Raw genomic sequence first — 15,068 nt, 5'->3', positions numbered from 1 at the left:
GCTCAGCGCAGCCCGGCCGCCCGGTCCTGCCGGAACGTGGTGATCAGCGCGATACAGCACGCCGCGATCGCCACCCGCCCCGACGCCTGCAACAGGGGCCCCCGCAGCAGGATGAAGGAGTACCCGGCGACCAGGGGCACGGTCAGCGCGATCAGACTGCCCGGCGGGGCCCGGCGTACCGCACGGCGCGCATAGCGGCGGTCGACCCGCGCCGCCGCATACCCGAGGGCGACGAATCCGGCCGTCATACCGACCGGGCCGAAGTCGATCCACAGCTCGGCCCACACCGGGGACGAGAGATTGGTGTTGGTGGCCCCCATCCACTGGCCGATCACCACACCGGTGTCCATCGGCTTGCCCGGCCACACCGACCGGGGAACGGCGAACAGCACCGCCCCCGCCAGCTGGCGACCGTAGGTGTGGCCCGGCCCCGACCGCACATAGGTGACGGTGTTGGCGAACATGCCGACCTGGTCGTAGTCCTTGAGAGCCAGCGGCTCCAGAGGCGAAGTGGTCTGGATCGGACGGTAGTTGGCGTCGTCGTAGCGGAACCGGTCCGCGAACGGGAACACGACGAGCGCCACCACCACCCCGAGGCTCAGTGCGATCCGGTACAACGCGGCGCTCACCGGGAACACGGTGAACAGCAGTGAGAACAGGACGGTGAGGAACCAGAACCGCGGGTTGGATATCGGGTTGTTGACCAGAGCGTTCAGCGCGGCGAGCGCCAGCCACACGGCGATGATCACTGCGGAGCGGCGGGCCCTGCGCGAGGTCACCAGCCACCTGGTGTAGACCAGCCAGGCGATGAGGGCGGGAACGGTGCCGAAGCCCCGTACGATCGCCTGGCCCGCCTGCGAGTCGGCCTGCGAGAGCCCCGCCTCCTCGACGCTGCTGATGACCTCCTGGCGGCTGGTGAAGAAGACCGCCGGGCCGCCCAGCTTGACCACGAGGAGCGCCGAACCGACGAAGGCGACGAGCGTCAGCAGGTACAGGCGGCGACGGTGCACCAGCGCCGGGCGAACGGTGTCGTTCCGCTCCCGGCCCGGCCGCTGACGGGCCAGCAGCGAGCCGATGTCGAAGGCGACACAGCCGATCAGGACGAGCGAGACCGCTTCGGTCAGATCGGTGCGCGCCCCCACCACCGGGGTCGGTGTGCGGCCGAGCACGGCCTGGGCGAGCGGGGCCACCCCCATCGCCATGTAGACGAACAGCCAGAACGAACCGGCGAGCAGCTTGCGGCGGCTGGTGAGGATCATCGCGGACAGCCGGATGCCCGCGTACATCGTCAGCGCCAACTGCACCCACAGCGCCGCGTCGCGCAGACCCGTGCCGGGCTGGACCAGCACCAGCAGCGGAAGGAACACCGAGAAGCCGAGCACGAGCGGCACGGACAGCGCGCGCGAGAGCAGCGTGCGCGGTGAGAAGGGCGGCAGCGCGGTGCGCTCCGGCCAACCCGTCCGCGGTGTCTCGGGCGCCGTCGTCGCACCCCGGTCCGTCTGCTGCGTCATGGCGCCCCCGCCCCCGGAAAAGATCCCCGCCGCAGTCTACCGACGCTCCGCCTGCGGTGAACGGTCAGCTACTAGAGTGTGACGAAGGGGCGTCAGGGGAGGCGCCGTTGGGGGGATGGATCGATGCGTGATCTCCCGGCCTTCACACTGGCCGGATACGACAAGGGGCGCGGCAGACTCGTCCAGGCGCTCTGGTTCGCGGTGATGAACACGGTCTTCATGGCGTGGTTCACGCCTGCCCGCGTCAGGGTGGCGCTGCTGCGCGCCTTCGGCGCCGACATCGGTACGGGGGTGCTCGTCCGGCACCGGGTGCGGGTGCTGTGGCCGTGGAAGCTGACGGTCGGGGACCACGCCTGGATCGGCGAGGGGGCCTGGATCCTCAACCTGGAGCCGGTCACCCTCGGCGCCCATGTGTGCGTGTCGCAGGAAGCCCTGCTGTGCACCGGCAGCCACGACCATCGCGCCGCCGACTTCCGGTACCGCAACGCGCCGATCACCGTGGACGACGGCGCCTGGATCGCCGCCCGCGCCACCGTCCTCGCCGGAGTGAAGGTCGGCCGGTGCGCCGTGGTCGGCGCCGGCGCGGTCCTCCACCAGGATCTGCCGGAACTGACCCTGCACACCGCCGACAACCGGCGCCGTCCCGTCGAGGAGCCGGCGTGAGAGTGCTGCACGCGGTCACCCTGCACAGCACGACCCACGCCTTCGGCGGACCGGTCCGGGTCGCCCTCAACCTCTGCCAGGGCCTGCGTGAACGCGGACACGACGCCCGCATCACCGCCCTGGCCGACGGCTTTTTGCGGCCGCTGCCCCAGGAGGTGGAGGGCGTACCCGCCCGGCTCCATCAGGCCCGCAGGGTCCTGCCGTTGGGCTTCAGCGGACTGACCTCCCCGTCGCTCCTCGCCGGCGCCCACCGGCTGGTGCGCGACGCCGACGTGGTCCATGTGCACCTCGCACGCGACCTGGTGACGCTCCCGGTCGCGCTCGCCGCGCTGCGCGCCGGGCGGCCCCTCGTGCTGCAGACGCACGGCATGGTCGACCCGAGCGAGCGGCTGTCGGCCCGGCTGCTCGACGCGGTCGCGGTGCGCCGGGTGCTGCGCGGCGCCACCGCCGTGCTGCATCTCACCGCGCACGAACTCCGGGATCTCGAGGCCGTGGTGGGCGCGGCGGGACTCGCCCACGCCGTCCGTCTGGTCAACGGCGTTCCCGCACAGCCCGAGGCCCCGGCCCCCCAGGGGCCGCCGCGCATCCTGTACGCGGCCCGGCTTCAGGCCCGCAAGCGCCCCGTCGACCTGGTCGACGCGGCACCCGCGATCCTGGCCCGGCATCCGGCGGCGACGTTCGTCGTGGCCGGCCCGGACGAGGGCGAACTCGCCGCCGTACGGCGGCGGATCGACGAGCTGGGGCTTGCGGGGAGGGTGAGCTGCCCGGGACCGCTCACCGGGGCCCGCATGCTCGAGGAGTTGCGCCGGGCGCACGTCTACGTGCTGCCGTCGGTGGACGAGCCGTTCCCGATGTCGGTCCTCGAGGCCATGGCCGCGGGCACCCCGGTCGTCGTGACCGACTCCAACGGCCTGGCCCGCGACGTGGACCGGGCCGGTGCCGGGCGGGTGGTGACCGGCTCCGACGGTATCGCCCCGGCGGTGCTCGACCTGCTGGAGCCACCGTTGCGCGCGTCCGCGTCGGCGGCGGCCCGCAAGCTCACCGCCGACGCGTTCTCCATGGACGTGGTCCTCGGCACATTGCTCGACGTGTACGAGCGTGCCTACGCGGGAAGCCAGGCGTAGCAGCCCGACGAGACGAACGTGCGCGTCCCGGCCGGGATCTTCGCGGTCACCTTCGTCGCGCCCCCCGGTCCTGGCCCGGAGGCCAGGACCTTGTCGCCGGCTCCCAGGGCCTTCCAGGTGCAGCCCTTGGAAGTGGTGAGCGCCCGGTAGGTGCCGGGCCGCGGAGTCTTGCGCGTGCCGTCGGCGAAACCGGTCGCGGCGGTGTCGAGCAGGGGCTTCTGCTTCGGGCACAGCTCGTCGATCGCGTCGTCGGCCGACGGTACGTCCCCGGCGATGAGCGCGCCGACCGCGGCGTCCTTGTCGTGGGCGGCGGTGCGTTCGATGCGCTGGCAGGCCTCCTGGCCGACCTCGAGCACGGCGGCCGGGTCCATGTTCGCCGGTACCCGGCCGTGCAGGTACTTCCTCTCCTTCGCGGTGAAGGAACCGGTCACGGGGGTGAGCTTCGCGTCGGGCAGCACCGGGCCCTTGGAGGGCGTCGGGGCGCTGCGGGGATCGGGGCTCGCCTGGTCGTCGGGCACGGCGGCGGCCTGCTCGTCGGAGATGTGCCGCGTGGCTTTCGGCCTCGCCTGGGTGCCGCCCCCCGAGCTGCAGCCGGCGAGCGCGAGGAGCGCGGTGAGAGCGACGGCGCCGGCTGTGGCACCGCGCCGGAGAGGCCGGAGAGTGCGAGTGTGCATGGTGGCTCCTGCGGGCCCCAGCGGGCCTGGGTATGGTGGCGGGCCCGCACAGAGTGCGGGCCCGAGCGGGGCGTGCGGGGCACCGGAGCATGGTCCGGTGCCCCGCACGCCGGGACGCCCTCGAGGGTCAGGGCGCCCCGAAGGTGAGCACCAGCTGCGGGGTGTTCTCCGCGGCCGGCGCCTCACTGGACCACAGCCACAGCGCGTCCGTCCCGGTGCTGGTGAGCGCCAGGTCGTAGGCGCCGCCCAGAGCCGGGGTGAGCGCCGCGGTGTCGAGCGTCGCCGAGTAGAGCGTCGAGAGGTCCGTGGCTCCGCTCAGCGTGCCGACCACGGTCGAGGACACGGCGGGCTTGGAGGTGAAGGTGGTTCCGGCCTCCGTCCAACTGCCCGTGACCGGCCGCACGGAGATGTCGTCCGTGCTGCCCGCGCTGCTCAGCGTGGTGGTCTTGACCGCGAGCCGCGCGCTCTTGAGCACCGTCCCGGCCGGGGCCGAGGGCAGGTCGAAGCGCAGATACGTCTCGTACGCCGCGCTGCCGCGCACCGCCAGCGAGGTGGAGGTGCCGTAATTGGTGTCGGCGGCACCGGCGTTGACGTAGGTGTCGTCCGACGCCCGGACGGTCTGCACGCTGTCGGCCGGGGCCGAGGCCAGGGTGTAGTGGCTCTGCACCTGGGCCGCGCTCAGCACCGACGGGTAGATCGCGGTCTCGTCGACCTGCCCGGCGAAGTAGCTGCTGGAGGGCTGGTTGGGCCAGCCGTTGAGGTTGTCGCCGCCGACGTGCCAGTACCCGCTGTAGGGCTGGCTGTTGGTCTCGGCGAGCGTGCCGACCCGGCCGCCGTCCACGTAGAGCGCCATCCCGGAGGCTCCCTGGGTGGCGACGACGTGGTGCCAGGTGCCGTCGTTGTAGGCGGCGGGCGAGGTGATGGTGCGGGCGCTGCCCGTCCACACGCCGAAGACCAGCCGGCCGTCGTTGCGCATGTAGACGTGCTTGTCGTACTGGCCGCTCGCCCGTGTGGTGTTGTCGCCGAATCCGACGAGCTTGCCGCCCCGGGTGGTGGTCGTCCTGAACCAGGTCTCGATCGAGTACTGACTCGGTACCGTGGTGCGCTTGTCGCCGTAGACGATCTGGTCGGTGCCGTTGAAGCCGATGGCGGTGGACGGACCGGTCACGGCGGCCGGGGTCTGGCGCAGCGAGGGCCCGTTGAGGTGGATGCCGCTCTGGTCGCCGGGCGAGGTGTCACCGACGAACGGTGTGGCGGACTCGTCGTAGCGCCAGTACAGGTTCGCACCGTCGTCGAGCACCTGCGCCGCGTACTTCTGGGCGGAGGTCGGCACCGTCACCGTGGCGGCGGCGGACAGCGCGGAGGCGTTGCCCGCGCCGTCGGTGGCCGTCACCCGGTAGGTGTAGGTGGAGCCGGCGGTGACGTTCTTGTCGGTGAACGACAGCTGCGGCCGCGACCACTCCACGGAGTCGCCGTCGACGGTGTACACGGGCGTGGAACCGCCGTTGCGGTACACCTTGTACGTCAGCTTGGTGTCGTCCGTGTCGAGGCTCGCGCGCCACCGGAGGTGCGTCTCGGTCGGCTTCACGGACTCGGCGCTGACCGACGGCACCGTCGGCGCGCCGGTGTCCGGGGAGGCCGCGAAGCGTGTCAGGCCCTGAGCCGCCGACCCGTTGACCGTGGTGAACTCGCCGCCGACCCACATGTACTTGTTGTCGGACGTCTCGGAGACCACCATGGCGCGCGGGCCGATGCCCTCGCCCAGACCGTCGTTGGTGTCCGGGAACCAGCCCAGCTTGTTCGTGCCGGTGGTCGGCTCCGCGAGCAGGTGATGGCGTCGCCCGTCGGGGAACTCCCCGACGCTGGAGCAGTCGTGGGCGTGCGAGGAGCTGTACAGCACGTCCTGGTACGACTTGACGGCCTGGGTGGCGCCCAGGCAGGTGTCGCGCCAGCGCTGGTCGAGCGTGGACAGGTCGAGCGCGATGCGGCCGTCGAAGACACCGCCGCCGGTGCCCTCGTTGCCGGTGTAGAAGCCCGTGGCGTCCGTGTCGAGCGCCTTGACCACGGAGTTGGTCTCGATGAACCCCGGGTAGGTGCGGACATTGGCGCCCGTGGCCGCGTCGACGACGGCGAGGGCGTGCGAGTTCACGCCGTTGACGGTGAAGAAGTCGCCGCCGAGGATCACGTCCTTGCCGTCCGGGGTGACCGCGACGGCCCGGCCGGGCTCGTCGACGTCGGCCTGGAACGGCTCGACCGCGCCACTGGTGGCGTCGACCGCGGCGTACCGCGCGTGCGCGCTGCCGCCGACGGACGTGAAGTCCCCGCCCAGATAGACGGTGTCGTCCGTGACCGCGAGCGCCCGCACGGTGGCGGAGACGCTCGGGTGGAAGTTCGCCTTGGGCGTGCAGGTGGCGATGTCGATGGCGGCGAGGCTGCTGACCTGGGTGCCGTTGACCGCGCCGAAGTAACCGCCCGCGTACAGCGTCTTCTTGTCCGGTGAGACGGCGAGCGCCCGAACGGTCGCGGTGCCGCTTCCGATGGTGAAGGACAGCTTGCAGGACGTGGGATCGCCGGTCGCCGCGTCCAGCGCGACGAAGTTCACCGCGGTCTGCGCGTCGCCGCTTTCTCCCTCCGGCGGGCGGACCTGCGAGAAGGTGCCGCCCGCGAAGACCGTGCCGTGCGCCTCCGCCAGAGCCCACACGATGCCGTTGGTCTGCCAGGTCGGCAGGTCGTCGGCGGTGAAGGCGACGGGCGGGGTGAGCGCGGCGGCCGGTTGCGGCAGGGCCACCAGGCCCAGACCCGCCGCGGTGGACAGGACGAGGGCGGCACTGAGCCCTCTGGATCTTTGCATGTACCCCCCGGCTTCCGGGCCCGGTCGTGGGCCCTCTGCCTTATCGAGCCTGTGTCGGTGTCCCCCGGATCCGAACAGGCCGCTCGAACGTGTTTGTTGGCGAACCATACGAGTACATGACACGCAATGGAACGCACTTGACTCATCTAGTAGGAAATTTCAACGTGTTCACCCCGGCCCCGTGCGTCCCGGACGTCGGTGCCGGGCGGGTGCGGGCCGTCACGGCCGTGCCCGGATTCAGCGGTCTATGCGCACCACGGCACCCGTGAGCTGGTCCTCCACCTGCCGCACATCGGCGTCGACCATGATCCGCGCGAGCTCCTCGACCAGGACGGTGGGCCGCCAGCCCAGCGTCTCGCGGGCCTTGGACGCGTCCCCGATCAGTGCGTCGACCTCGCTCGGCCGCTCGTACTTGGGGTCGTAGCGCACGTGCTCGCTCCAGTCGAGGCCGGCGTGGGTGAACGCGGTCTCCACGAACTGCCGCACGGTGGCCGGGACTCCGGTGGCGACCACGTAGTCCGTCGGCTCGTCGTGCTGGAGCATCCGCCACATCGCCTCGACGTAGTCCGGCGCGTACCCCCAGTCGCGGACCGCGTCCAGATTGCCGAGGTAGAGGCGGTCCTGGAGGCCGGCCTTGATCCGAGCGACGGCTCGGGTGATCTTGCGGGTCACGAAGGTCTCGCCGCGGCGCGGGGACTCGTGGTTGAAGAGGATGCCGTTGACCGCGAACATCCCGTACGCCTCGCGGTAGTTGACGGTGGTCCAGTACGCGAAGACCTTCGCGGCGCCGTAGGGGCTGCGCGGGTGGAAGGGGGTGTCCTCGTTCTGCGGGGGAGGCGTGGAACCGAACATCTCCGAGGAGGACGCCTGGTAGACCCGGGTCTCCACGCCGCTCGCCCGGACGGCCTCCAGCAGCCGCAGTGTGCTCAGGCCGGTCACGTCGCCGGTGTAGAGCGGCGCGTCGAAGGAGACCCGTACATGGGACTGGGCGCCCAGGTTGTACACCTCGTCCGGCTGGATGTCGCGCAGCAGGTTCACCAGCGCCACTCCGTCGGAGAGGTCGGCGTGATGAAGTACGAAGTCGCGTTCGGCCTCCTGGGGCCCCTGGTAGATGTGGTCGATCCGCTCGGTGTTGAAGCTGGACGACCGCCGCAGCAGGCCGTGCACCCGGTACCCCTTCGACAGCAGCAACTCCGCCAGGTACGAGCCGTCCTGCCCGGTCACGCCGGTGATCAGTGCGGTCTTGGTCATGCGGTGTTCCCCTCCCCGCCGGACCCGTCTCCGGGACGGATCCGGCCCGTACGCCCGCCGAGCGCGGGTTGTATGTCGTGAACTACGGGAAATTTCGGCAGAGTCGACGGTCCGGGCAGTCCGATCGCACGGCGCCTGGCATGATCCGGCCCATGACCGCATCGCTGCTGCCCGAACGTGCCCGTGTCTTCGTCGCCGGCCACCGTGGCCTGGTGGGCTCCGCCGTGGCCCGCCGGCTCGCCGCCGACGGGCACGAGGTGCTCACCCGTACCCGCGCCGAACTGGACTTGCGTGACGCCGCGCGTACGGCGGCCGAACTGGCCGCCCTGCGTCCCGACGCGGTGGTGCTCGCCGCCGCGAAGGTCGGCGGGATCATGGCCAACAGCACTCAGCCGGTGCAGTTCCTGGAGGAGAACCTCCAGATCCAGCTCAGCGTGATAGCCGGGGCCCACGCCGCCGGGGTGGGCCGCCTGCTCTTCCTGGGATCGTCGTGCATCTACCCCAAGCACGCCGCCCAGCCGATCACCGAGGACGCACTGCTGACCGGTCCGCTGGAGCCCACCAACGAGGCCTACGCCCTCGCGAAGATCGCGGGAATCGTCCAGGTGCAGTCCTACCGGCGGCAGTACGGCGCTTCCTTCATCAGCGCCATGCCGACCAATCTCTACGGCCCCGGTGACAACTTCGACCTGGAGACGTCGCACGTGCTGCCCGCCCTGATCCGCCGCTTCCACGAGGCGGTGGCAGAGGGCCGGGAGGAGGTCGTCCTGTGGGGCAGCGGCACCCCGCGCCGTGAGTTCCTGCACGTGGACGATCTCGCCGCCGCCTGCGCCGTACTGCTGCGCTCGTACGACGGCGACGAGCCCGTCAACGTCGGCTGCGGCAGCGATCTCACCATCCGCGAGCTCGCCGGGACGGTCGCGGAGGTCACCGGGTTCGCCGGCCGTATCTCCTGGGACACGACACGGCCCGACGGCACTCCGCGCAAGCTGCTCGACATCTCCCGGCTCGCGCAACTCGGCTGGAAGCCGGCCGTCCCGCTGCGCGACGGCATCGCCGCCACCTACGCCCACTGGCGTGGTGGGCTCGACGGCTGACGGGCCCCGGTCGGGTACGGGCCTCGGCGTGCGGCGCACGCCGAGGCACTGTGCGGTCACGGGCGGCGCTCTCAGTACGCCCCGCGGCCGTCGACGACGGCGCGGAACGTACGGGCCACGACATCGACATCGCTGGTGAACGACCAGTTGTCGACGTAGCTGAGATCGAGCTGGACGGTCTCGTCCCAGGACAGCTCGGAGCGTCCGCTGATCTGCCACAGCCCGGTCATGCCGGGCCGTACGGTCAGCCGCCGCCATTCGACGGAGGTGTAGTGCGCCACCTCTTCCGCGAGCGGCGGACGCGGGCCCACCAGGGACATGTCACCCTTGAGGACGTTCACCAGCTGGGGCAGTTCGTCGAGCGACGTGCGGCGCAGCCAGCGGCCGACCCGGGTGACCCGGGGATCGCGGCGCATCTTGAACATCAGGCCGTCGTTCTCGTTCTCATGGGCCAGGTCGGCCTTCTGGCGGTCGGCGCCCACGCGCATCGTGCGGAACTTCCACATCACGAAGGGGCGTCCGGCCCGGCCGATGCGCTCGTGGAGATAGAGAACGGGTCCCCGCGAGGAGAGTTTCACCGCGGCCGCCACCACCAGCAGCACCGGCGCCAGCACCAGCAGGCCCAGCAGGGCGGCGCTGCGGTCCAGGACCTCCTTGAGCAGAGGTTGCACGCCCTCCCGCACCGGTGGGGCCACGCGCAGCAGCGACAGCCCTCCGGCGGAACCGGTTTCCAGACGCTTGACGGACACCTCCACCAGGCCGGGCGCGACGAACAGTTCCACACCGGCGTCGTGCAGGCCCCAGGAGAGGCGGCGCAGCCGTTCCCCCGACAGTGCGGTGCCCGGCACGACCAGCGCCAGGTCGGCGCGGTGCCGATGCACCGCGCTCACCACCAGGCTGGCGTCCTCCGTCGGGGACTCAGGGGCGGTGGCGGCGAGCCGTTCCCCGCTCCGGACACCTGACGCGAACGGGCCCCGTCCCACGGGGACGGCGCCCACGGCCACGTACGGGTGGTCGGTGCGCGCGGCGAGATGCGCGGTGACGCCGTCCACCGCGGTGGGCTCACCCACCACCAGGACCTTGATCACCGCTTGTGCCCGGCGGCGCACCGCGGCGAGATGACGGTGCACCGCCTTGCGGCACGCCAAGGTCAGCGGCAGGGCCGGCAGCAGCGCCGCAAGGCAGAGCGGCGCGCGCAGTCGTGTCCCGGCTGCGGCGTGTCCCACGGCGAGCACGCCCAGCAGGATGAACCAGTCGTGGAGCACGGGCAGCGTGCCCCGGCTCTCACCGATGGCGCGTGCCGCGTAACGCGAGCGGAAGAGCTGGACCGCCGCCCAGGCGAGTCCCGCGACGACACCGCTCGGTACCGCCCACGGCTGACGAGTGGCGGAAAGGACCAGCATGACCGGCACCCCGGCACCGACGAAGTCGGTGATCAGGCAAACCGGAAGGTACCAAGGGGACTTGCGTCCCATCCACAGCGAGGAGCGCGCCCGCGAGCGCGCCTTGCGCGATCTGTCGGATTCAGCGGCCTGAACATCCCACATGTACCCCCCCAGGCACGTTTCGCGGCACGAGCGGCTTCATGTCGCGAACATCTATTCGTCGAACATGAGGCACGATGGTGAACAGTACGGCAAACTTGTGCTCGCATGGGAGCGTTTACGTGAACGTCGCTGAGAAGTGCCGATCCGTACCAAATCCCGCGCAGGGTTCGGAGTTTGGTCCGGCCGCGGCGATGGACGGACGGAATGTGTCACGGACGCCGAACGTGCTGGCTACAGTGTGCGCCCGGTGCGGAAGGGGCCGTACCGCGTTGATGTGGGGGGTTGTGTGGTGGGGGACAAGAACACGGCCGAGGCCGAAGCGACCGGTCGGGACGACGCGGCGGAACGGGAGGAAGGGGCGGGCAGAGCCGGCCCTTCGGCCCCGGAACCGGTCGACGGCGTTCACGACTCCTCGACAGTTCCTGCACAAAAGGGGGTTGACACCTCCGGAACCGAACCGAAGCGATCCCCGCGACGCAGGAGCCGTGCGCGTCGGGTGCTCCTCGGAGCGTTCGTGCTGCTCGCTGTGGGTCTGCTCATGGTGGGCGGGGTCACCTGGTGGGCGGTGGAGCACTACACCGGCAAGGTCGACCGTCTCTCCGGCGTCTTCCCGACGCAGGTCCCCGCGGCGGCTCAGCCGGCGCCCTCCCGCGGCGGCCAGACCTTCCTCCTCGTCGGCGTCGACAGCCGCTCCGAGCTGCCGACCACGGGCCGTGACGCCAAGGCCCCCGAGTGGAAGTACGGGGCCCAGCGCAGCGACACGATGATGCTGGTCCATCTCCCGGCGGACCACTCGGGCGCCTATGTCGTCTCGCTGCCCCGCGACGCATGGGTGGACGTCCCCGGGCACGGCAAGGCCAAGCTCAACGCCGCCTTCTCCTGGGGAGGACCGCCGCTGCTCATCGACACCGTGCAGCGGCTGACGAAGGTGCGCGTCGACCATCTCGCCGTCATCGACTGGGACGGGTTCAAGAAGCTCACCGACTCCGTGGGCGGAGTGGACCTCGTCGTGGACGGTGCCGCCCGCCACATGAACGGCACGCAGGCCCTGGCCTATGTGCGTGAGCGCTATCACCTCGCCCGCGGCGACTTCGACCGAACGCACCGTCAGCAGTACTTCCTGCGCACGCTGCTGGCGAAGGTGATGCGGCCCTCGACCTTCTCCAACCCCGTCAAGGGCGCCGAGGTGCTGGACGATCTCACCGCCGCCGTGAGCGTCGACGACCGGCTCGGCGACGGCGACCTGCGCGCCCTGCTGTGGGACAACAAGAAGGTCCGCCCGGGGAACATGGTCTTCATGAACGCGCCCGCCAAGGGAACCGACATGATCTCCGGGCAGTCCGTGGTCCTGCTGGACCCCGGCGCCGGTGCCGATCTGTGGCGGGCCATGCGCGAGGACGCCGTCGACATCTACCTGCAGTCGCACGACGCCGACCGGCTCGGGGCCACGACCCCCTGACGGCACGTCGACGGTCGCCGGAGTTGCCCGGCTGATGGCGGTTTGCCGGACAACGGGCCACTAGTGCACTAGAGTTCGCACCGGCGACCCCCGGCATCCGCGGAGGACACCCATGACGGACCACCCCGCTCGTCCGACGCACCGGCACCGAAGGTCCTCGGTCCGGTGGCGCACCGCAGTGGGTGCCGTGTTCGGCCTGCTGCTGATCGGACTGATCGCCGGTGTCGGACTGGCCGGCGACCGCGGGGACGCCGCGCCCCGCGCGGCGCGGGCGAGCGCGGCGCTGCCCTTCGACCTGCCGGCCGCCGACGTGCTGCGCGACAGTCCGCATCAGGTCTTCGCGCACTACTTCCCGCCGTACCCGCTCTCCCTCGACAACCGGCCCGCCGAGGACGACTACTACGCCCGCAACTACCTCACGCCGCAGGGCGAGCAGGGCAAGCACGCGGCCTACGGCGGGCTGCTGCGCGACCGGCCCCAGCCCGTGCCGCCGTCCAGGGGGGACTGGCAACTCGCCGATCTGGAACGGGAGGTGAGGACCGCCCGGGACGCCGGGCTCGACGGATTCACCGTCGACATCCTCTCCCTCGACGGCACCAACCGGCAGCGCGTGGACAGGCTGCTGCGCGCGGCGCAGCGTGTCGACCCGCACTTCCGGATCGTGCTGATGCCCGACATGACGTCCCTGCACACCGATCCGCGCACGCTCGCCGATCAGTTGGCCCGGCTCGCCGTGTCCCCGTCCGCGTACCGGCTGGCCGACGGACGCCTCGTGGTCTCCCCGTTCAAGGCCGAGGCCCAGGATCCCGCCTGGTGGGGGCAGGTCATCGCCCGGCTGCGTGACCACGGGATCGGCACCGCGCTCGTGCCGGTCTTCCTGGACTTCCGCGCCAACGCCGAGAGGTTCGCGCCGATCAGCCACGCCTTCTCGTCCTGGGGCAACCGGAGCTACACCCGCCAGGACAACGTTCCCGGCGACGTCCGACTCGCCCACTCCCTGGGAAAGAAGTGGATGCAGGCCGTGTCCGTACAGGACGCCCGGCCCAACCAGGGGATCTACGACGAGGCGGGCAACACCGCCACCCTGCGGTCGACCTGGAACCACGCGATCTCCGACGGCGCGGACTGGGTGCAACTCACCACCTGGAACGACTACTCGGAGGGCAGCCAGTTCGCGCCCTCGCTGCACAACGGCCACGCCTACCTGGACATCTCCTCGTACTACCTCACCCGCTTCAAGACCGGGGCCTGGCCGCGCATCGTCCGCGACACCGTGTACGTCACCTCGCGCGTCCAGTTCGCGGATGGGGGCGGAGCCTTGCTCCAGCCCCGGCTGATGCGCCCGCGACCGGGCACCGCGCCCCCGCGCGACCGGGTGGAGGTGCTCAGCTTCCTCACCGCGCCCGCCACGGTCTCCGCGCGCGTGGGCACCGTGCCCCACAGCTACCGCGCACCAGCCGGCGCATACGCCCAGGACCTGCCGCTGTCCCCCGGCCGCAGCGAGGTGGTGGTCCGCCGTGCGGGGCACACCGTCGCCGCGGTCGCCACCCGCTATCCGGTGCGGCGCACGGTCACCGTGCAGGATCTTCAGTACTACGCCGTCTCCAGCGGTCGGTGAACTCCCCGAAGGTTCTCCGGCGGGGCCGGGCGTCCCGCTCCGCTCGATGCGGACGAGCCGGTACGCAGGCGCGTCCGTCGGTGTGAGGGACCGGCAACCGCCCTGCGCGCGGCGCCGGTTGCCGGTGCGGCCCGCGGGGGCCCGCTCCGGTCGGATCGTCGTGGGGCGGGGCACCGCGGCCGGTGGTCGGGTGACCGGGCGATTCCGAGCGGTGCTCCCTCGGTGCGGATCCGCCGTCCTCGGCGCGCCCGAGGTTCCGGCGGCCGGCCGGGTGACCGCCGGCCGGCCCGTCATCCGTGGTCCCCCCGCACCAGCCGGGTCAGGGTCTCGCGGCCGCGGTCGACGACGTCCTTGTCCTCGTGGGGCACTCCCCGGGCGATGGCGCTCGCGGCGTCCAGGGCGGACAGGCAGCGCAGGGCGGTCCGCTCCGCGGAGGTCAGCTCGCGTCCGAAGCCCTCGAAGAAGGCGGTCCTCAACTCGGGCCGCCGAACCCAGGGTCCGCAGGCCAGCCGGACCACGTCGAGCACCGCGGCGTGCGGCCGGGCCCGTTCGAGATCGACCACCGCGAGTGACCCGCTTGCCGAGTCGTGGAGCCAGTTGCGCTCCTGGAAGTCGCCGTGGATGTATCCCACGGGCAGCGGGCCGAGCAGCGCCAGCCCCGCGGCGTGCCGACGGACCAGCTCACGCTCGTGTGCGCCGATGAGGTCTCCGCACACTTCCAGGTGCTTCTCGGCGGCCTCGACGGCGCGTTCCATCTCGGCGGCCGCCTCGGCGAGGTCCTGGGACGTGAGATCGCGGGCGTCGCCGTGGAACCGGCGCAGCCACGCGCCCGCCTTGCGGTGCAGGACGCGACCCAGGGCGGGGGAGAGCGCCGCGGATCGCACCGGCCGGCCGGGGACCGCGGTCATGAGCAGCGCCCTGTGCCGGGCGTCGGTCTCCACCAGGTGCGGCACGGTGCCCCGCTCCAGGGCGGGCGCCGCCTCGCGGTAGGCGCGGGTCTCGCGGGTGTAGAAGACGGGTGTCGGGGCCACCTTGAGAATGGTCCGGCCGGTGGCGGAGGTCAGTTCCCAGACCTGGGACTCGGGGCGGGGGTGCGACACGTCCCGCACGGTGCGGACGGGACCGACGATGTTCTCGGCCCAGGCGGCCAGGGCGGGCGGAACCGGTGTGCCGGAGGTCATGCGCCCCACCTCGGTGTCGGTCGTGAGGAGGACGGGCGGCCGGCACCGGCGACCCGCCGCGCGTCAACTCCGCATCGCGCGGTCGAGGGGTT

At 71.7% G+C, this 15,068-nt stretch carries 11 protein-coding genes; 5 read left to right on the top strand and 6 right to left on the bottom strand.

What is annotated here, in order from left to right:
- Positions 1–2: 2 nt before the first annotated feature.
- Positions 3–1,511, bottom strand: coding sequence for a hypothetical protein (locus ACSHXN_RS11740; protein WP_355129505.1), 1,509 nt, complete (start codon positions 1,509–1,511; stop codon positions 3–5).
- Between the two features lie 123 nt (positions 1,512–1,634).
- Here ACSHXN_RS11740 and ACSHXN_RS11735 point away from each other — a divergent pair, with 123 nt between their 5' ends.
- A complete protein-coding gene (locus ACSHXN_RS11735; protein ID WP_331264794.1) occupies positions 1,635–2,174 on the top strand; it encodes a WcaF family extracellular polysaccharide biosynthesis acetyltransferase in 540 nt (179 codons plus the stop codon).
- Complete coding sequence (locus ACSHXN_RS11730; protein WP_355129503.1) at positions 2,171–3,298, top strand: glycosyltransferase; 1,128 nt, start codon at positions 2,171–2,173, stop codon at positions 3,296–3,298. Before ACSHXN_RS11735 ends, ACSHXN_RS11730 begins: the two co-directional genes overlap by 4 nt.
- Here the strand turns inward: ACSHXN_RS11730 and ACSHXN_RS11725 are convergent.
- From ACSHXN_RS11725 to gmd, 3 genes are all read right to left on the bottom strand, one after another.
- Entirely contained in the window at positions 3,277–3,972 is a 696-nt protein-coding gene (locus tag ACSHXN_RS11725) for a hypothetical protein (RefSeq protein ID WP_438303045.1), read from the bottom strand. The genes ACSHXN_RS11730 and ACSHXN_RS11725 overlap by 22 nt on opposite strands.
- Positions 3,973–4,099: 127 nt before the next feature.
- Positions 4,100–6,823, bottom strand: coding sequence for a CBM96 family carbohydrate-binding protein (locus ACSHXN_RS11720; RefSeq protein ID WP_438303044.1), 2,724 nt, complete (start codon positions 6,821–6,823; stop codon positions 4,100–4,102).
- 237 nt (positions 6,824–7,060) lie between these two features.
- Positions 7,061–8,074 (bottom strand): GDP-mannose 4,6-dehydratase, encoded by a 1,014-nt coding sequence (gene gmd, locus ACSHXN_RS11715; RefSeq protein WP_355129497.1) that lies wholly within the window; start codon positions 8,072–8,074, stop codon positions 7,061–7,063.
- A gap of 152 nt (positions 8,075–8,226) precedes the next feature.
- On the opposite strand from gmd, the gene ACSHXN_RS11710 reads away from it, so the two are divergent.
- Positions 8,227–9,171 (top strand): GDP-L-fucose synthase family protein, encoded by a 945-nt coding sequence (locus tag ACSHXN_RS11710; RefSeq protein ID WP_355129495.1) that lies wholly within the window; start codon positions 8,227–8,229, stop codon positions 9,169–9,171.
- Positions 9,172–9,242: 71 nt separating this feature from the next.
- Here the strand turns inward: ACSHXN_RS11710 and ACSHXN_RS11705 are convergent, their stop codons facing one another.
- A complete protein-coding gene (locus tag ACSHXN_RS11705) occupies positions 9,243–10,574 on the bottom strand; it encodes an exopolysaccharide biosynthesis polyprenyl glycosylphosphotransferase (RefSeq protein ID WP_355129493.1) in 1,332 nt (443 codons plus the stop codon).
- Positions 10,575–11,214: 640 nt separating this feature from the next.
- On the opposite strand from ACSHXN_RS11705, the gene ACSHXN_RS11700 reads away from it, so the two are divergent.
- Both ACSHXN_RS11700 and ACSHXN_RS11695 read left to right on the top strand, forming a co-directional pair.
- Positions 11,215–12,177 carry an LCP family protein gene (locus ACSHXN_RS11700; protein WP_355129491.1) on the top strand — a complete coding sequence of 321 codons (963 nt, stop codon included), beginning with the start codon at positions 11,215–11,217 and terminating at the stop codon, positions 12,175–12,177.
- 112 nt (positions 12,178–12,289) lie between these two features.
- Positions 12,290–13,795 carry a glycoside hydrolase family 71 protein gene (locus ACSHXN_RS11695; protein ID WP_438303043.1) on the top strand — a complete coding sequence of 502 codons (1,506 nt, stop codon included), beginning with the start codon at positions 12,290–12,292 and terminating at the stop codon, positions 13,793–13,795.
- Positions 13,796–14,085: 290 nt separating this feature from the next.
- On the opposite strand, the gene ACSHXN_RS11690 is transcribed toward ACSHXN_RS11695, so the two are convergent.
- Positions 14,086–14,976 carry an aminoglycoside phosphotransferase family protein gene (locus ACSHXN_RS11690; RefSeq protein WP_438303042.1) on the bottom strand — a complete coding sequence of 297 codons (891 nt, stop codon included), beginning with the start codon at positions 14,974–14,976 and terminating at the stop codon, positions 14,086–14,088.
- Between the last annotated feature and the right edge of the window lie 92 nt (positions 14,977–15,068).

This window comes from Streptomyces sp. HUAS TT11 (genome assembly GCF_051553595.1).
Classification (GTDB): domain Bacteria; phylum Actinomycetota; class Actinomycetes; order Streptomycetales; family Streptomycetaceae; genus Streptomyces.
This window is presented reverse-complemented; position numbering and strand designations above follow the sequence as displayed.